The organism is Thermus sediminis (genome assembly GCF_003426945.1).
In the GTDB taxonomy this organism is placed as follows: Bacteria; Deinococcota; Deinococci; order Deinococcales; family Thermaceae; genus Thermus; species Thermus sediminis.
In genome coordinates this window covers 1,659,744-1,676,876 of the sequence record NZ_QURO01000004.1, presented here as the reverse complement: position 1 = coordinate 1,676,876, position 17,133 = coordinate 1,659,744, and the positions used below count along the sequence as shown (strand labels likewise).

At 67.7% G+C, this 17,133-nt stretch carries 17 protein-coding genes and 1 pseudogene; 15 read left to right on the top strand and 3 right to left on the bottom strand.

What is annotated here, in order from left to right:
• Nucleotides 1-16: 16 nt before the first annotated feature.
• Nucleotides 17-1,891, bottom strand: a complete 1,875-nt coding sequence (gene ftsH / locus ATI37_RS09650; protein ID WP_117238157.1) for an ATP-dependent zinc metalloprotease FtsH — start codon at nt 1,889-1,891, stop codon at nt 17-19.
• 126 nt (nt 1,892-2,017) lie between these two features.
• On the opposite strand from ftsH, the gene dnaK reads away from it, so the two are divergent.
• The 14 genes and pseudogenes from dnaK to ATI37_RS09580 all read left to right on the top strand — a co-directional run bounded on the left by dnaK (nt 2,018) and on the right by ATI37_RS09580 (nt 13,418).
• Nucleotides 2,018-3,871: a molecular chaperone DnaK gene (gene dnaK / locus ATI37_RS09645; RefSeq protein ID WP_117238156.1), complete on the top strand. Its 1,854-nt coding sequence runs from the start codon at nt 2,018-2,020 to the stop codon at nt 3,869-3,871.
• A gap of 27 nt (nt 3,872-3,898) precedes the next feature.
• The gene (gprE, locus tag ATI37_RS09640; RefSeq protein WP_117238155.1) at nt 3,899-4,438 is read left to right on the top strand and encodes a nucleotide exchange factor GrpE; all 540 of its coding nucleotides are present in this window, start codon (nt 3,899-3,901) and stop codon (nt 4,436-4,438) included.
• A 3-nt stretch (nt 4,439-4,441) separates the two neighbouring features.
• Nucleotides 4,442-5,275 carry a DnaJ C-terminal domain-containing protein gene (locus ATI37_RS09635; RefSeq protein WP_117238154.1) on the top strand — a complete coding sequence of 278 codons (834 nt, stop codon included), beginning with the start codon at nt 4,442-4,444 and terminating at the stop codon, nt 5,273-5,275.
• Nucleotides 5,262-5,498: a chaperone modulator CbpM gene (locus ATI37_RS09630; RefSeq protein ID WP_117238153.1), complete on the top strand. Its 237-nt coding sequence runs from the start codon at nt 5,262-5,264 to the stop codon at nt 5,496-5,498. The genes ATI37_RS09635 and ATI37_RS09630 overlap by 14 nt, the downstream gene beginning before the upstream one ends.
• A gap of 147 nt (nt 5,499-5,645) precedes the next feature.
• On the top strand, nt 5,646-8,210 hold the full coding sequence (clpB, locus tag ATI37_RS09625) for an ATP-dependent chaperone ClpB (RefSeq protein ID WP_117238152.1): 2,565 nt from the start codon (nt 5,646-5,648) through the stop codon (nt 8,208-8,210).
• Nucleotides 8,211-8,223: 13 nt separating this feature from the next.
• Complete coding sequence (locus ATI37_RS09620) at nt 8,224-8,613, top strand: ferritin family protein (RefSeq protein ID WP_117238151.1); 390 nt, start codon at nt 8,224-8,226, stop codon at nt 8,611-8,613.
• Nucleotides 8,610-9,794, top strand: a complete 1,185-nt coding sequence (locus ATI37_RS09615) for a VLRF1 family aeRF1-type release factor (RefSeq protein ID WP_117238150.1) — start codon at nt 8,610-8,612, stop codon at nt 9,792-9,794. The genes ATI37_RS09620 and ATI37_RS09615 overlap by 4 nt, the downstream gene beginning before the upstream one ends.
• 12 nt (nt 9,795-9,806) lie before the next feature.
• On the top strand, nt 9,807-10,220 hold the full coding sequence (locus ATI37_RS09610; RefSeq protein WP_117238149.1) for an Hsp20/alpha crystallin family protein: 414 nt from the start codon (nt 9,807-9,809) through the stop codon (nt 10,218-10,220).
• A 12-nt stretch (nt 10,221-10,232) separates the two neighbouring features.
• Nucleotides 10,233-10,919, top strand: a complete 687-nt coding sequence (locus ATI37_RS09605) for a metallophosphoesterase family protein (protein ID WP_117238148.1) — start codon at nt 10,233-10,235, stop codon at nt 10,917-10,919.
• Between the two features lie 145 nt (nt 10,920-11,064).
• A complete protein-coding gene (locus tag ATI37_RS09600; protein WP_117238147.1) occupies nt 11,065-11,481 on the top strand; it encodes an Hsp20/alpha crystallin family protein in 417 nt (138 codons plus the stop codon).
• Between the two features lie 35 nt (nt 11,482-11,516).
• Nucleotides 11,517-11,936, top strand: a complete 420-nt coding sequence (locus tag ATI37_RS09595) for a phosphate-starvation-inducible PsiE family protein (RefSeq protein ID WP_117238146.1) — start codon at nt 11,517-11,519, stop codon at nt 11,934-11,936.
• Nucleotides 11,933-12,184 (top strand): annotated as a pseudogene (locus tag ATI37_RS09590) (cation:proton antiporter regulatory subunit); the annotation flags it as partial. The gene ATI37_RS09595 and the pseudogene ATI37_RS09590, both read left to right, overlap by 4 nt.
• Before the next feature lie 200 nt (nt 12,185-12,384).
• Nucleotides 12,385-12,807 (top strand): SDH family Clp fold serine proteinase, encoded by a 423-nt coding sequence (locus tag ATI37_RS09585; protein WP_232822491.1) that lies wholly within the window; start codon nt 12,385-12,387, stop codon nt 12,805-12,807.
• On the top strand, nt 12,786-13,418 hold the full coding sequence (locus tag ATI37_RS09580; RefSeq protein WP_117238145.1) for a rhomboid family intramembrane serine protease: 633 nt from the start codon (nt 12,786-12,788) through the stop codon (nt 13,416-13,418). Before ATI37_RS09585 ends, ATI37_RS09580 begins: the two co-directional genes overlap by 22 nt.
• A 22-nt stretch (nt 13,419-13,440) precedes the next feature.
• Here the strand turns inward: ATI37_RS09580 and ATI37_RS09575 are convergent, their stop codons facing one another.
• The gene (locus ATI37_RS09575) at nt 13,441-15,054 is read right to left on the bottom strand and encodes a transglycosylase SLT domain-containing protein (RefSeq protein ID WP_117238144.1); all 1,614 of its coding nucleotides are present in this window, start codon (nt 15,052-15,054) and stop codon (nt 13,441-13,443) included.
• A 134-nt stretch (nt 15,055-15,188) separates the two neighbouring features.
• Here ATI37_RS09575 and dnaB point away from each other — a divergent pair, with 134 nt between their 5' ends.
• Complete coding sequence (gene dnaB, locus ATI37_RS09570) at nt 15,189-16,523, top strand: replicative DNA helicase (RefSeq protein WP_117238143.1); 1,335 nt, start codon at nt 15,189-15,191, stop codon at nt 16,521-16,523.
• Here dnaB and ATI37_RS09565 read toward each other — a convergent pair.
• The gene (locus tag ATI37_RS09565; protein WP_117238142.1) at nt 16,520-17,068 is read right to left on the bottom strand and encodes a protoglobin domain-containing protein; all 549 of its coding nucleotides are present in this window, start codon (nt 17,066-17,068) and stop codon (nt 16,520-16,522) included. The genes dnaB and ATI37_RS09565 overlap by 4 nt on opposite strands.
• Nucleotides 17,069-17,133: the final 65 nt, after the last annotated feature.

Sequence of the window (17,133 nt, the reverse complement as noted above, 5' to 3'; positions counted from 1 at the left end):
CCCCCCGGGTTATCCTTTAGGCCCCGCCTAAGGCCCCCCCGGGCTTGATCTTGGGCACCACCCGGGGGGCCTCCTTCTCCTCCTTGGGCTCCCCAGGGGCCTCGAGGGGGAGGCCCTCCGCCACCCGCCCGAACTCTTCCGCGGTCAGGGTCTCCCGCTCCAGGAGGGTTTCCGCCACCCGCTCCAGGACCTCCCGCTTTTCCTGAAGAAGGGCCAGAACCCTCTGGTACTGCTCCTCAATGAGCCGCCGCACCGCCTCGTCGATGCGCTTGGCGGTCTCCTCGGAGTACTGGCGGACGTCGTACCCGCCCAAGTAGGTGTCCTCCCGGAGGGCGTAGGCCACGGGGCCGAATTCGGGATGCATCCCCCACTCGGTGATCATGCGCCGGGCCAACTCCGTGGCCTGGCGGAAGTCGTTCTCCGCCCCCGTGGTCACGTCCTCAAAGATGAGCTCCTCGGCGGCCCGCCCAGCCAGAGCCACGGCGATCTGGTCCAGGAGGCGCTTCTTGGACCAGTGAAGCATGTCCTCCCGCCTGGGCATCATGAAGCCCAAGGCCCGGCCCCGAGGGACGATGGTGACCTTGTGCACCCCATCGGCGTGCTCCAGGAAGTGGGCCGCCAGGGCGTGCCCCGCCTCGTGATAAGCGGTGATCCGGCGGTCCCTTTGGGTGAGGACCAGGCTCTTCTTGGCGGGGCCCATCATCACCCGGTCCGCCGCCTCCTCGAGGTCCTTCATGGTGATCTTCTTCCGCCCCTCCCGAGCGGCGAGGAGGGCAGCCTCGTTGAGGAGGTTCTCCAGGTCCGCCCCCACGAAGCCCGGGGTGCGCTTGGCCAGAAGGGCCAGGTCCACGTCCTCCGCCAGGGGCTTGCCCCGGGCGTGGATCCTCAGGATCTGCTCCCGGCCCTTCACGTCGGGAGCATCTATGGCTATCTGGCGGTCAAACCGCCCCGGGCGCAGGAGGGCGGGATCCAGGACATCGGGGCGGTTGGTGGCGGCCATAACGATAATGGTGGAATCCTTCTCAAAGCCGTCCATCTCCACCAGGAGTTGGTTCAGGGTCTGCTCCCGCTCGTCGTTGCCGCCCCCCACCCCGCCTCCCCGCCGCCTGCCCACGGCGTCGATCTCGTCAATGAAGACGATACAGGGGGCGTGGCGCTTGGCGGTCTCAAAGAGGTCCCGCACTCTGGCCGCTCCCACGCCCACAAACATCTCCACGAAGTCCGAGCCCGAAGCGGTGATGAAGGGCACCCGGGCCTCCCCGGCCACTGCCCGGGCGATGTGGGTCTTCCCCACCCCAGGGGGGCCCACCAGGAGGACCCCTTTGGGGATCCGGGCCCCCATCTCGTGAAAGCGGCTGGGATTTTTGAGGAACTCCACGATCTCCTTGAGCTCCTCCTTGGCCTCCTCGGCTCCGGCCACGTCCTTGAAGGTGACCTTGGGGGCCTCGGTGAGGACCTTGGCCCGGCTCTTGGTAAAGTTGAAGGCCCCATCGGAGGACCCGGCCCGGCCGGAACGGGAAAAGTAGAAGAGGGCTGCGATGAGAAGCCCCACCAGGAGGAGGGGCCACAGGAAGCCCCAGGCGTTTTGCGTCTGGGGAGGCTCCACCCGCACGCTCACCCCCTTGCGCATCCAGGCCTCGAGGGTGGCGTTGTCCGGGGGGCTGGCCGCGTGGGTGGTGAAGCCCGAGCCGTCGGTGAGGGTACCCTGGATGCGGGTCTCCCCAGAGTGCACCACCACCTCCTTCACCCGGCCCGCCTTCAGGTCCTCCAGGAAGGTGGTGTAGTTGACCGCGCCGCTGGGGCTCGCCGTGGTCCCCGCCAGGCTAAAGGCCCAGGCCAAAAGGAGGAGGCCCAGGACGAACACCAGGAGGTTCAAGGGAAGCCGTGGCATGTCACTATCCTAAGGTACACGGCCAAAGGGATCTTTGGGTAGCCCAAGCTACTATGACAAAGATGGACTCAACTCTCTTGACACACCAGTATGGCCTAGATTAGCCTGGATAAGTGAGGTGAGGCTATGGCTAAGGCAGTGGGCATTGACCTGGGCACCACCAACAGCGTGATCGCTATCCTGGAGGGCGGCAAGCCGGTAGTCCTGGAAAACGCCGAAGGGGAGAGGACCACCCCCAGCGTGGTGGCCTTCCGGGACGGGGAAACCCTGGTGGGCCGGATGGCCAAGCGCCAAGCGGTCCTGAATCCCGAGGGCACCCTCTTTGAGGTCAAGCGCTTCATCGGCCGCCGTTACGAGGAGGTCCAGGAGGAGGCCAAGCGGGTGCCCTACAAGGTGGTCCCCGGGCCCGACGGGGGCGTGCGCATCGAGGTGAAGGGGAAGCTTTACACCCCCGAGGAGATCAGCGCCATGGTCCTCCGCAAGCTGGTGGAGGACGCCTCCAAGAAGCTTGGCGAGAGGATCACCAAGGCGGTGATCACCGTGCCCGCCTACTTCAACAACGCCCAGCGGGAGGCCACCGCCAACGCGGGGCGGATTGCCGGGCTCGAGGTCCTGCGCATCATCAACGAGCCCACCGCCGCCGCCCTCGCCTACGGCCTGGACAAGAAGGGGAACGAAACCGTCCTCGTCTTTGACCTGGGGGGCGGCACCTTTGACGTGACCGTGCTGGAGATCGGGGAGGGGGTCTTTGAGGTGAAGGCCACCTCCGGGGACACCCACCTGGGCGGGTCGGACATGGACCACGCCATCGTGAACTGGGTCGCCGAGGAGTTCAAGCGGGAGTACGGGGTGGACCTGAAGGCGGACCGCCAGGCCCTGCAGCGCCTCATCGAGGCGGCGGAGAAGGCCAAGATCGAGCTCTCCAGCACCTTTGAGACCACCATCAGCCTCCCCTTCATCGCCCTGGACCCCGCCAGCAAGACCCCTCTGCACCTGGAGAAGAAGCTCACCCGGGCCAAGTTGGAGGAGCTGATCGAGCCCCTCCTCAAGCGCCTAAGGGGCCCCGTGGAGCAGGCCCTCAAGGACGCCGGCCTCACCCCGGCCCAGATCCAGGAGGTGATCCTCGTGGGCGGGGCCACCCGGGTGCCTGCGGTCCAGCGCGTGGTAAAGGAGCTTTTGGGCAAGGAGCCCAACCGCTCCGTGAACCCCGACGAGGTGGTGGCCTTGGGGGCCGCCATCCAGGCGGGGGTCCTCATGGGCGAGGTGCGGGACGTGGTCCTCCTGGACGTCACCCCCCTCTCCCTGGGGGTGGAGACCAAGGGCGGGGTGATGACCGTCCTCATCCCCCGGAACACCACCATCCCCACCCGGAAGTGCGAGGTCTTCACCACGGCGGAGCACAACCAAACGGCGGTGGAGATCCACGTCCTCCAGGGGGAGCGCCCCATGGCCCAGGACAACAAGAGCCTGGGCCGCTTCCGCCTCGAGGGCATCCCCCCTATGCCCGCCGGGGTGCCCCAGATCGAGGTCTGCTTTGACATAGACGCCAACGGCATCCTCCACGTGAACGCCAAGGAGAAGTCCACGGGGCGGGAGGCCTCCATCACCATCCAGAACACCACCACCCTCTCCGAGGAGGAGATCCAGCGGATCATCGCTGAGGCCCAGCGGCACGCCGAGGAGGACCGGCGGCGCAAGGAGCACGCCGAGCTCAAGAACGCCTTGGACAGCGCCCGCATCCAGGCGGAGCGCGTCCTCAACGAGAAGCAGGGCTCCCCGGAGGCCAAGGCCCGCCTCGAGGCCGCCATCGGGAAGGCCAAGGAGCTGGTGGAAAGGGACGCCCCCGACCCCGAGCTGAAGGCGGCCACCGAGGAGCTCCTCCAGGCGGTCCAGGCCTACGAGGCCTCGGCCAGAGCGGGGACCACTGGGGGAAGCCGCCCGGACGACGTGATTGACGCCGACTACAAGCCCGCCGACTAGGCCCACGGTACCCCAAGGGAGGGAGGCATGGAGGAGAGGAACCTGGGGGAAAGCGCCCTGGAGGAGGACCTGAAGGGGGTGGCAAGGGAGGCGGAGGCCTTGGAGGCCCGCCTCAGGGCAGCCGAGGAGGAGCTCCTCCGCTTCAAGGACCAGTACCTCCGCCTTCTCGCCGACTTTGACAACTACCGCAAGCGCATGGAGGAGGAGCTGAGGGCCCGAGAGCGGGAAGGAGCCCTCAAGGTCTTAAGGGCTCTCCTCCCCGTGCTGGACGACCTGGACCGGGCCTTGGAGTTCGCCGAGGCCAACCCCGAGAGCATCCTCCAGGGGGTCAGGGCGGTGCGGGAGGGGTTTTTCCGCACCCTGGCTGGGCTTGGCGTGGAGGAGGTGCCCGGGGAGGGGGAGCCCTTTGACCCGCGGCACCACGAGGCCATCGGCCTCCTCCCCGGGGACCCCGGTAAGGTGGCTAAGGTCTACCAGCGGGGTTTCCGCCTGGGGGAAAGCCTGGTGCGCCCCGCCCGGGTGGCCGTGGGCGAGGAGAAGCCTGAGGACGAAGCGGGGGTGGAGTGAGCCGTGAAGGACTACTACGCCATCCTGGGCATCCCCAGAAACGCCACCCAGGAGGAGATCAAAAGGGCCTACAAGCGCCTGGCCCGGCAGTACCACCCCGACGTGAACAAGAGCCCGGAGGCGGAGGAGAGGTTCAAGGAGATCAACGAGGCCTACGCCGTCCTCTCCGACCCCGAGAAGCGCAAGCTCTACGACGCCTACGGCACCACCACCCCGCCCCCTCCCCCGCCCCCAGGGGGGTACGACTTCTCCGGCTTTGACGTGGGGGACTTCTCCGACTTCTTCCAGGAGCTCTTTTGGTTCGGGTCCTTCAGCGGAGCCCGCCGCAGGTCTCCCCGAGGACGGGACGTGCGGGCTGAGCTCCCCCTCTCCCTCGAGGAGGCCTTCCACGGCGGCGAAAGGGTTTTGGAAGTGGGGGGAAAGCGGGTCTCCGTGCGCATCCCCCCCGGGGCGCAGGACGGGGCCACCCTCCGGGTCCCGGGCATGGGCGGGGCGGGGGAGCCCCCAGGGGACCTCCTCCTCACCGTCCGCCTCCTCCCCCACCCCCAGTTCCGGCTGGAGGGGAAGGACCTCCACGCCGCCCTGGACGTCCCCGCCCCCATCGCCGTGGTAGGGGGAAAGGTGCGGGCCGCGACCCTGGAGGGCCTGGTGGAGGTCACCATTCCCCCAAAGACCCAGGCAGGGCGGAAACTCCGGCTGAAGGGCAAGGGCTTCCCGGGCCCTGGGGGGCGCGGGGACCTCTACCTGCAGGTACGCCTCACCATCCCCGAGCGCCTCTCCCCCGAGGAAGAGGCCCTTTGGAGAAGGCTGGCGGAGGCCTACTATGCTCGCACGTAGCGAGTGGCTTTCCCTCGAGGCCCTGGCCGAGCAGGGACTTCCCTTGAGCGCTGTCCAGGGCTATGTGGAGATCGGCTTCGTGGAGCCTCTGGAGGTGGGGGGCGCCTGGTACTTTCGCCAAGAAGACCTCCTGCGCATGGCCAAGGCGGAGCGCATCCGAAGGGACCTCGGGGCCAACCTCATCGGGGCGGCCCTAGTGGTGGAGATCCTGGAGCGTTTTTAGGGGGATACCCCTCCCTCTCCCTTTGCCCTAGAATCTCCCTGGGTAAGCCCCCTTCTTTCCGGCGCCCCGGTCCTAGCTTCTTTTTATCAGTAAACTTGACATTAGCCATGTTAGGTAGTATGCTACTTCTGACGAGAGGAGGCGGGGATGAACCTGGAACGCTGGACCCAAGCCGCCCGGGAAGCCCTGGCCCAGGCCCAGGTCCTGGCGCGGAAGCTTCAACACCAGGCCATAGACACCCCCCACCTTTGGGCCGTCCTCCTCAAGGACCAGGCCGGGCTCCCTGGGCGGCTTTTGGAGAAGGCGGGGGTCGACCCCAAGGCCCTGAAGGAAGGGGCGGAGAGGGAGCTTTCCCGCCTCCCCAAGGTGGTAGGGGCCGAGGGCGGGCAGTACCTGGCGGCGCGGCTCTCCGGGGTCTTCGGCCGGGCCGAGGCCCTGATGGCGGAGCTCAAGGACCGATTCGTGGCCCTGGACACCCTGGTCCTGGCCCTGGCCGAGGCCACCCCGGGCCTCCCCGGCCTCGAGGCCCTCAAGAAGGCCCTATGGGAACTCCGAGGAGGTAAGAACGTGCAAACGGAACACGCAGAAACCACCTACAACGCCCTGGAGCAGTACGGCATTGACCTCACCGCCCTGGCCGCCCAGGGCAGGCTGGACCCGGTCATCGGCCGGGACGAGGAGATTAGGCGCATGGTCCAGATCCTCCTCCGGCGCACCAAGAACAACCCGGTCCTGATCGGGGAGCCCGGCGTGGGCAAGACGGCCATCGTGGAGGGTCTGGCCCAGCGCATCGTCAAGGGGGACGTGCCCGAGGGCCTCAAGGGGAAGCGGATCATCTCCTTGCAGATGGGCTCCCTCCTCGCCGGGGCCAAGTACCGGGGAGAGTTTGAGGAGCGCCTGAAGGCGGTGATCCAGGAGGTGGTGGGGAGCCAAGGGGAGATCATCCTCTTCATCGACGAGCTCCACACCGTGGTGGGGGCCGGCAAGGCCGAGGGGGCGGTGGACGCCGGCAACATGCTGAAGCCCGCTCTCGCCCGGGGGGAGCTCAGGCTCATCGGGGCCACCACCCTGGACGAGTACCGGGAGATCGAGAAGGACCCCGCCCTAGAAAGGCGCTTCCAACCCGTTTACGTGGAGGAGCCCAGCGTGGAGGACACCATCTCCATCCTGCGGGGCATCAAGGAGAAGTACGAGGTGCACCACGGGGTGCGCATCGCTGACCCCGCCCTGGTGGCGGCAGCGGTCCTTTCCCACCGCTACATCACGGAAAGGCGCCTCCCCGACAAGGCGATTGACCTCGTGGACGAGGCGGCGGCCCGGCTCCGCATGGCCCTGGAAAGTGCCCCCGAGGAGATCGACACCCTGGAGCGGAAGAAGCTCCAGCTGGAGATCGAGCGGGAGGCCCTGAAGAAGGAAAAGGACCCCGACTCCTTAGAGCGCCTCAAGGGCATCGAGGAGGAGATCGCCGGGCTCACCAAGGACATAGAAAGGCTCAAGGCGGAGTGGGAGGCGGAACGGGAGGTCCTCAAGAAGCTCCGGGAGGCCCAGCAGCGCCTGGACGAGGCGAGGCGGCAGATTGAGCTCGCCGAGCGCCAGTACGATCTGAACCGGGCCGCCGAGCTCCGCTACGGGGAGCTTCCCCGCCTCGAGGCCGAGGTAGAGGCCCTTTCCGAGAAGCTCAAGGGCGCCCGCTTCGTGCGCCTAGAGGTCAGCGAGGAGGACATCGCCGAGATCGTCTCCCGCTGGACGGGGATTCCCGTCTCCAAGCTCCTGGAAGGGGAAAGGGAGAAGCTCCTTAGGCTCGAGGAGGAGCTCCACAGGCGGGTAGTAGGCCAGGACGAGGCCATAAGGGCCGTGGCCGACGCCATCCGCCGCGCCCGGGCCGGGCTCAAGGACCCGAACCGCCCCATCGGGAGCTTCCTCTTCCTGGGGCCCACGGGAGTGGGCAAGACGGAGCTGGCCAAGACCCTGGCGGCCACCCTCTTCGACACCGAGGAGGCCATGGTGCGCATCGACATGACGGAGTACATGGAAAAGCACGCCGTAAGCCGCCTCATCGGGGCTCCGCCCGGCTACGTGGGCTACGAGGAGGGGGGCCAGCTCACCGAGGCGGTGCGCCGCAGGCCCTACACCGTCATCCTCTTTGACGAGGTGGAGAAGGCCCACCCCGACGTCTTCAACCTCCTCCTGCAGATCCTGGACGACGGCCGCCTCACGGACAGCCACGGGCGCACCGTGGACTTCCGCAACACGGTGATCATCCTCACCTCCAACCTGGGAAGCCCCCTGATCCTCGAGGGCATCGGGAAGGGCCTGCCCTATGAGAGGATCCGGGACGAGGTCTTCGCCCTCTTGCAAAGGCACTTCCGCCCCGAGTTCCTGAACCGGCTGGACGAGATCGTGGTCTTCCGGCCCCTCTCCCAGGAGCAGATCCGCCAGATCGTGGAGATCCAGCTCGCCCACCTCCGGGCGAGGCTTTCTGAGAAGCGGATCGCCCTGGAGCTCAGCGAGGCGGCCAAGGACTTCCTGGCCCAAAGGGGCTACGACCCCGTCTTCGGCGCAAGGCCCCTAAAGCGGGTGGTGCAGCGGGAGCTGGAGACCCCCCTGGCCAAAAGGATCCTGGCCGGGGAGGTCAAGGAGGGGGACCGGATTCTGGCCGACGTGGGCCCCGTAGGGCTCACCTTCCGCGCCGCCGAGCGCCTTACGGCCTAGGAATGGAAGGGGTATGCGGGTGGTGGAAGTGCTGCAAAAGGCTTACCAAGACGAGCTTCTGGACGCTCTTCGGGCGGAAAGGGCCGCAGAGGGGATGCCCTACCCCCACCTCAAGGCCCTCCTCCTGGAGGTGGCGAGAAGGGAGCGGGCCCACGCGGAGGCCCTAGCCGAGGCCCTCCGCCGCCTCAAGGCCCCCCTCCCCCCTACCCCGAGGGCAGAGGAGGTGGGGTGGGAGGGGCTCCTTCGCCTCCTCAGCGAGGAGGGGTTGGACCGGGCCTACTACCTGGAGAGCACCCTTCCTGACCCCGACCTCGAGGCCCTCTTCACCCGGCTGGGGCAGGAGGAGACGCTTAATGAGGAGGCCATCCGCAAGGTGGTGGCCCTTCTGGGAGGTAGCCTATGATGGGCAAAGAGGAGGCCCGGCGTACCAAGGAAACCCTGGAAAGCCTTCAGGCTCCTGTCCTTTCCCTTTACCTGGACATCAACCCGGCCAAGCCGGAAAACGCCGGTAGGGCCTACGCCCTCCGGGCCAAGGACGCCATGAAGGCCCTCCGTGTGCCCGAGGAGGTGGCGGAAAGGGTCCTTTCCCTTTTGAAGCACGAAGTGGTCCAGGCCAAGACCCTGGTCCTCTTCGCCGACGGGAAGCGCCTGGAGCTCTTCCCCCTCCAGGTGGAGCTACCCCTGGTGGGGGCGGTGAAGACGGCCTTCCTGGACGAGAAGGAAAGCCGCCTCCTCACCGACGGGGCCCTGGCCCACTACGGGGAACCCTTCCTCCTCCCCCTGGTCTACGCCCTGGACGAGTACGAGCGCTACGGGGTGGTCTACGTGGACCAGGAAAGGTGGCGGGTCTTTGAGGTCTTTCTGGGGGAGATCGCCGAGGTGGGGGACGCTTTTTTGGCCCTGGACACCGAGGCCTGGCGCCGCCTCTCCCTGGATGCCCCTGGCCGCCGCTTCAACCTGGGCGGGATCTCCCGGGGCGGGGCGGGGCAGGACCTCTTCGCCAAGCGCCTTTCGGCGTGGGAGGAGCGCTTCTACAAAGCCCTGGCTCAGGAGCTGGAGGCGCGGCTGGAGGAGCGGGGCTTCACCCGCCTCGTCTTCATGGGCAAGGAGGAGCACACCAAGCTCTTCCTGGGTTACCTGCCCAAGCGCCTGAGGGAGAGGGTGGTGGCGGAGCTTCCCTCCCTGCCCCACCCCGGGGCGAGCCCCGGTGAGGTCCTGAAGCGCCTGGAGCCTGTTTTGGAAGAGGTGGAGCGCCGGGCGGAGGTGAGGCTTTTGGAGGAGCTGGAGGAGGCCTTCCCCAAGGCAGCCTTCGGGCCCGAGGTCCTGGCCCGGGTGCAGGAAGGCCGGGTGGAGCTCTGGGTCCTCCCCTGGCATCTGGAAAGGGAGGTCTACGCTTGCGACGGCCTCTACCTGGCCGCGGAGGCCAAGGCCCTGGGCCGCTGCGAGCGCCCCGAGAAAAAGCCCCTGGCCGTGGTCCTTCCCGAGCTTGCCGCCGGGTACGCGGCCAAGCTCGGGTTCGTGCGCGGCGAGGCGGAAAGGAGGCTTCTTGAGCGCGGAGGTATGGCCGCGCTCTTGAGGTGGTAAGGAGGTGGTGGCATGATCCGGTTTGATCCCTTCAAGGAGCTGGAAGAGTTGCAGGAGCGGCTGGCCCGGACCTTTGGCACGCCCCAGCAGGGGCCTAGGGTCTATGCCCCTCCGGTGGACATCCTGGAAGACGGCGAAGGGCTTCACCTCCTCGTCTACCTTCCAGGGGTGAACCCGGAGAGGGTGGAGGTGGTGGCCGAGGAAGGGGTCCTTTCCGTGAAGGCCGAGAGGCCCTTTGAGAAGAGGGAGGGGGTGGCCTACCACCGCCTCGAGGGGCCCTACGGCACCTTTGCCCGGGGCTTTAACATCCCCAGCACCTACGACCTCTCCCGGGTGCAGGCCCGCTTCCGCCACGGGGTCCTGCACCTCCTCGTCCCGCGGGCCGAGGCCACCAAGCCCAAGAAGATCCAGGTGCAGGTGGAGTGAGGGAGGTGAAGCATGCGGAGGACGGTTCGCTACATCCTGGCCACCTCCAACCCTATGGGGGACCTGGAGGCCTTGGAGAAGTTCGCCAAGGTGGCCCCCGACACCGGGGCGGACGCGGTGGCGGTCGTCGGCAACCTCATGCCCAAGACCGCCAAGAGCCGGGACTACGCCGCCTTCTTCCGCCTCCTCGCCGAGATCCATCTCCCCACCGCCTACATCCCCGGCCCCGAGGACGCCCCCATTTGGGAATACCTCCGGGAAGCCGCCAACACCGAACTGGTCCGGCCCGAGATGCGTAACGTCCACGAGACCTTCACCTTCTGGAGAGGACCCTACCTGGTGGCCGGCATCGGCGGGGAGATCGCGGACGAAGGCGAGCCCGAGGAGAGGGAGGCCCTCCGCTACCCCGCCTGGATGGCCGAGTACCACCTCAAGGCCCTGTGGGAGCTCAAGGACTACCCCAAGATCTTCCTCTTCCACACCATGCCCTTCCACAAGGGCCTGGGCGAGAGGGGCTCCCACGAGGTGGCCCACCTCATCAAGACCCACAACCCCCTCCTGGCCATCGTGGCGGGCCGGGGCCAGAAGCATGAGGTGCTGGGGGCCAGCTGGGTGGTGGTCCCCGGGGATCTCTCCGAGGGCGAGTACAGCCTCTTGGACCTAAGGTCTAGGAAGCTGGAGACCGGCAACGTGCGCTAGGGAAGAGGCCCCCTAGGCGGGGTCCCTTTCCCCTTATGGGCATCGCCGCTGGCCCCAACTGCGGCGCCGGGAACCACACGGGAAGGACCTTGACCGAGAGGGGCAGAAAAGCTCAGGCCCTACCCCGGCTGAAGGAGGTGAGGCTATGTTGGAGAAGCTTTGGCCCTTTGGACGTTCCCGCTTCCGCAAGGCGGTGGAAGAGGCCCTAGAAAAGGCCTTCCAGGAAACCGGGGAAACCCTTGAACCCCTTTCCGAGCTCTCCGAACAGGAGGACCATTATCTCCTCCGGGTGGAGGTACCGGGCCTGGGTCCCGAGAACCTAGAGGTGCGCCTCGAGGGGGACCAGTTGGTCATAGAAGGGGAAAAGCGGGAGGAGAGGCGCACCAAGCACCTGGCCGAGATCGCCTACGGGCGCATCTACCGGGCCTACCTCCTGCCCAAGGACGCCAAGAGGGAGGGGATGGAGGCCCGCCTCCGCAAGGGGGTGCTGGAGGTGAGGATCCCCCGGGAAAGCCGCCCCGAGGAACCCCCGGTCAGGATCCCGGTGAGGGAGGAGGCCTGAGGGCCCACGATCCCCGCGAGTGGGGGTTGTGCGGGATGACCCAAGCGCTTCTCCTAAACCTCTACCGGAGGGCCACCCGGCTGGTCTTCAACTTGGTGCTGGTGACCCTTCTCTTGGGGCTTTTCGTGGGGGTAGGCCGGAGCTTCCTGGAACTGGGCCTCACCTTTACCGAGCCCACGGTGCGCCTGGGGCTGAAGGATCTGGTCACCAACACCCTCAGCTTGATCATCGTCCTGGAGCTGGTCCGGGTCTTCGTGGACTACTTTGAGTTCGAACGGGTGCGCCTCGAGGTCCTCCTGGAGATCGGGGTGGCCCTGGCCCTGAGGGAGCTCCTACTCCTCCTCTTCGCCGAGGAGCTTTCTGGCCTGGACCTTTTCCTCCGGACCCTGGGCATCCTGGCCCTGGTGGCCGGGCGCACCCTGGCGGTGCAGTTCTCCCCCAGGAGGTCGCCTTGAAGGCGGAAGAGGTGGCCCTGCCCGGCGTGGGACGGAAGTTCACCATCGCGGTGGGAAGCAGGGACCGTCTGGTCATCGTGGTCCACCACTCGGAAAAGCGGGAGCTCCAGTACTTTGGGGCGGGGGAGGAGGATGAGCCCGCGGCCGCCCTGGACCTCACCGACGAGGAGGCCCGGGAGGTGGGGGCCATCCTGGCCGGGATCCTCTTCCATCCCGAGGCGGTGGGGGATACCCAGAGCAAGCTGGGGCAACCTGCGATGGTCCAAGCCCTTTTCCCGGAAAGGCGGCAAAGGAGGCGCTCCGCCCCAGCCAAACCCAGCTAAACGGGTGCTAGACTCGTGCTAGGAGGTCCGCATGGAGGCCGCTCCCCAGCCCCCTCGGCCGTGCGCCATCACCCCGGCCCTCACCCCCTGCTGGCAAAAGCGGATGCCCTTAGGGGCCAGGAAGTTTGCTGGGCTGGAGAGGGGGCGGAAGGCTCGGCCAGTACCCCGCCGCCAGCCTCCCCAAGGTCCTGGAGAAGAGGCCCATCCAGGAGATTGATGGCCAGACCCCGATCCTAGCGGACGTGGTGGAAAAGGCTCTCAAGCAGGTGAAGGCTACGGTGAAGAACCCCCTCAAGAAGCCCATGCCCGAGGAGAGGGCGGAGGAGGCGGCAGGGCTTCTCTCCTGGGGCACCTGGACCCATGACTGCCCCTTGGCGTGGCCCGGGCCTGGGGGCTCAAGGACACGAAGGTGCGCCTCGAGGTCTAGGGGCCCATGGGCCTCCACCGCTAGCCCCAAGGTCGCAGGTCCAGCGTCCAGGACCCGCCCATCCCCCACCGCCAAGGGGAGGGTGCCGGAGGCCGTTAGGTGCTCCCCCTCTACGACATAAACCACGCCCGCCGCCCCGCCTTTGTGGTCAGGGGCCTGGTCCTGGCCAACGCCCTGGCCTTCCTATGGATGCTGGCCCTGGACCCCGGGGCCGTGGTCCAGGACTACGGCTTCATCCCCGCCCTCTTCTTCCAAGACCCCTGGGGAGAAGGGTACCGCCTCCTAACCAGCATGTTCCTCCACGGGGGCTTCTTTCATATCCTCTCCAACATGTGGTTCCTATGGGTCTTCGGGGACAACGTGGAGGACCGCATGGGCCACGGCCGCTTCCTCCTCTTCTACCTCCTGGGCGGGGTGGTGGCCGCTTTGGCCCAGGGCCTCTTCATGCCCGCCTCTAGCATCCCCATGATCGGGGCCAGCGGGGCGGTTTCCGCCGTCTTAGGGGCCTACTACATCCTCTTCCCCCGGGCCTACGTGGTCTCCCTGGTCTTCTTGATCCTCCCCCTTTTCCTCACCTTGCCGGCGGCGGTCTACCTGGGGTACTGGGCCCTCCTCCAGCTCCTCCAGGGCCTTTTGGGCCTTCCTGGGGTAGCCTGGTGGGCCCACCTGGGGGGCTTTCTCTTCGGGGCCCTGGCGGGCCCCCGTTGGGCCAGGCGCTGGCGGCATTGGTAGGCCCTGGGGGAGGGGCCTGGCCCTAGGGGATGGCCCTGTAGGCGGCGTAGGCGGAGAAGACCTTGGCCAGATACTCCCGGGGCTCGTCCCTCTCCTGGAAGCGGAAGAAGGGGTAAAGCCCCCCTTCCCGGGCCATCCCCCTCAGGGTGTAGCCGATCCCCCCGTTGTAGGCGGTGACGGCACAAGCCGTGGCCTCGAGGCCCTCCAGCCCCGCCCCCTGGCATCTCTCCAGGAGCCAGCGCAGGTAGCGGGCGGCGTAGCGGATGGCGCTCTCGGGGTCAAAGGGGTCGGCGGGGGGTTCGGAGAGCATCCTGGCCACATCGGCCCAGGTGCTCCTGAGGAACTGGGCCAGGCCCAAGGCCCCCGTGGGGCTCACCGCCCTTGGGTCAAAGCGGCTTTCCACGTGGAGGATGGCGAAGAGGAGGTTGGGGTCCAGGCCCTCCCTCCTGGCGTAGGCCTCCACCCAGTCCCGGTAAGCCCGGGGGTAGGCCAAGGCGGTGGGCCAGGCGGCCCGGATGCCCTCCCGGTAGATCCCCAGGCGGTAGTAGAGGGGCACCAGGCTGGGCCAGTCCCGGGGGCGGGCCCACAGGGCGTAGCGCACCACCCCTCGGGCCCAGGCCTCCTTCCCGCCCCGCACCAGGGCCTCCACCAGGGGGGCCTCCAAGGGCGGGGGGAAGACCGGGGCGGGGGGAGGGGCTTCTGGGTTCTTGCCCAGAAGGAGGCCCAGCCCCCCGCGGAGGGAGGCGTAGGCCTCCCTCCGGGCCTCCTGGAGGCCCAACTCCCCTGCCAGGAAATAGGCCCTGAGGGCGGCGTCGTCCGCATAGACGCTGTCCCCCCGGGCCAGCTCCAGGTAGAGGGGGATCGCCTCCCGCCCAAGGCCCATGCGCTCCAAGAGCCCCGTGGCCCGCCACAGGCCCTCGGAGGTGCTCCGGCGGTAGGCGGCCACGGCCTCGAGGAACAACCCGCCCTCCTCCAGAATCCTCCCCTGGGCGTACCGGGCCTCAGGGTGGTTGTACCGGGCCAAGGCCGAAAGGGCCTCTTCCCTTCGCCCAAGCCGCCATAGGGCGTATCCCAGGCCTAGGTACCCCCTAGGGTTCTCCGCCGCCCAGGCCTGGTAAAAGGGCAAGGCTTCCCGGTAACGCCCCAGCCGAAAGAGGGCCTGGGCCCTCAGGTCTGGCCTCCGGTCGGGAGGGAGGACCTCTAGGAGGTCCCTGTAGGCCCGCCCCCGGAAAAGGGCCTCCCACAGCCTCTCCCCTTCTCCCAGGCGGAGGAGGGCCGCCACCGCCTCCCCATCGGGCAGGAGCCTGGCCCAGGCGGAGAAGGCCCGGGGGTCCCGGGCCGCCTCCAGAAGGGGGGCCGCTGCCCGCCAGGCCCCCTGGGGCTGCCACCCCGGTTCAAAGGCTCTAGCTCCTTCCAGGAAGAGGGCGTAGCGCCAAGCGTACTCCGCCCGTTCCGATAGGGGAATGCCCTCTTGCCCTAGGAGCATCCAGCCCGCCAATAGGCGGGCGTACCCCTCCCCCCCAAGGGCCATCTGGCGGAGGGCCTGGGGATCCCCTGCCTGGAGGGTGGCGTAGGGTTCGGGGAGGCCCTGGGCCCGGCAAGCCGCCAAGAGGAGGAGGAGCCAAAACCTGCGCACACCCCCACCCTAGCAGGCTCCTCTTTGAGCATTCTTAGAGAGGGGGGGCCGGGAGGGCTATTCCCAGGCAATCCTTCCCTCAGGGATAGTCCCCTGGCGGGCAAGGGGGGGATAGGCGTAGCCTGGTAAGGCTTATGGAAGGGCGGATTCCTCCCCACAGCCTCGAGGCGGAGCAGAGCGTCTTGGGGTCCATCCTCCTGGATTCCGACGTCATGGACGAGATCGAAGGCCTCCTCCCTTCCCCCGAGGCCTTCTACGCCGAGGCCCACCGCAGGATCTACGCCGCCATGCAGGCCCTGAGGGCCGAGAACAAGCCCGTGGACCTGGTGACCCTCTCTGAGGAGCTCTCCCGCCGGGGGGAGCTCGCCGGGGTGGGCGGGGTGAGCTACCTGGTAGGCCTCTCCGAGGCTACCCCCACCGCCCTCTACGCGGAGCACTACGCCCGCATCGTGGCGGAGAAGTGGACCTTAAGAAGGCTCATCGGGGCGGCCGGGGAGGCCATGCGCTTGGCCTACGAGGAGGCGGGAAGCCTGGACGAGATCCTAGACGCCGCGGGGAGGAGGATCCTCGAGGTGGCCCTCGTCCGGACGGACACCGAGGCCCGCCCCATGCGGGAGCTGGTCCACGAGACCTTTGAGCACGTGGAGGCCCTCTTCCAGAACAAGGGGGAGGTGGCCGGGGTGCGCACGGGCTTCAAGGAGCTGGATGGGCTCATCGGCACCCTGGCCCCCGGCTCCCTCAACATCATCGCCGCCCGCCCCGCCATGGGCAAGACGGCCTTCGCCCTCACCATCGCCCAGCACGCCGCCTTGAAGGAAGGGGTGGGGGTGGGAATCTACTCCTTGGAGATGCCCGCAGCCCAGCTGGCCCTGCGCATGATGTGCTCCGAGGCCCGCATCGACATGAACCGGGTCCGGCTGGGGCAGCTCACCGACCGGGACTTCTCCCGGCTGGTGGACGTGGCGGGCCGCCTCTCCGAGGCCCCGATCTACATCGACGACACCCCCGACCTCACCCTCATGGAGCTTAGGGCCCGCGCAAGGCGCCTTAGGAGCCAGAGGAGCGTGGGGCTGATCGTCATAGACTACCTCCAGCTGATGTCCGGACCAGGGGGGGGCCGCAACGGGGAGAACCGCCAGCAGGAGATCGCCGCCATCTCCCGGGGCCTTAAGGCCCTGGCCCGGGAGCTCCACGTCCCCGTGATCGCCCTAAGCCAGCTCTCCCGGGCCGTGGAGGCCCGGCCCAACAAGCGCCCCATGCTCTCGGACCTCCGGGAGTCGGGAAGCATTGAGCAGGACGCCGACCTGGTGTTGTTCATCTACCGGGATGAGTACTACCACCCTCACTCGGAGAAGGCGGGGGTGGCGGAGATCATTGTGGGCAAGCAAAGGAACGGCCCCACGGGCACCGTGGAGCTCCAGTTCCACGCCCAGCACGTGCGCTTCAACGACCTGGCCCGGGAACCCTAGGGGGCCAAAAGGGCCTTGGCCCCCGCCTTCAGGGCCTCCACCAGGTCCCGGTGGCCCAGGGCGAGGCCAGAGGAGAGAGCCTCAAAGTAGCTCTCCTCCACCAAGGCCAGCTCTATGGCTAGAATCTTCTCAAAGGCCTCCACAGCGCCGAAGACCTCGGGGCCCCGCAGGGCGGTGCGCAGGTGCTCCAGAGAAAGCTCCTGCACGAGACCCATGGCGGGGATGATGGCCTTAGGGCCTATGCCTAGGCGGGCGTGGACCAAGCCAATCCGCCTGCGCCTTTCCGCATAGGCCCGGTCATAGGCCCCCGAGAAAAGCTCCCGGTACCACTCGGCGAAAGTGCCATAAAGCCTTTCCACCCGCCCCGGCACCGCGTGGAGGATGGCCGCGAGCTCCCCATCCCGCCCCAGATAGTCGTAAAAGGCCAGGGCCACCTCCGGGGCGATGGGGACCATGACCGCCCCCAGGTCCTTCAAGAGGGCAGCGTGGGCCTCGGTGAAGCCGGTGCGGCGCTTGAGCAGGTCCAAGAGCCCGCTGGGGTCCACGGGACAAATGTACCTTGCCCACCCCCCTCGCGTCCAGGCCCTGTCCCACCAGGACCCCCACCCCT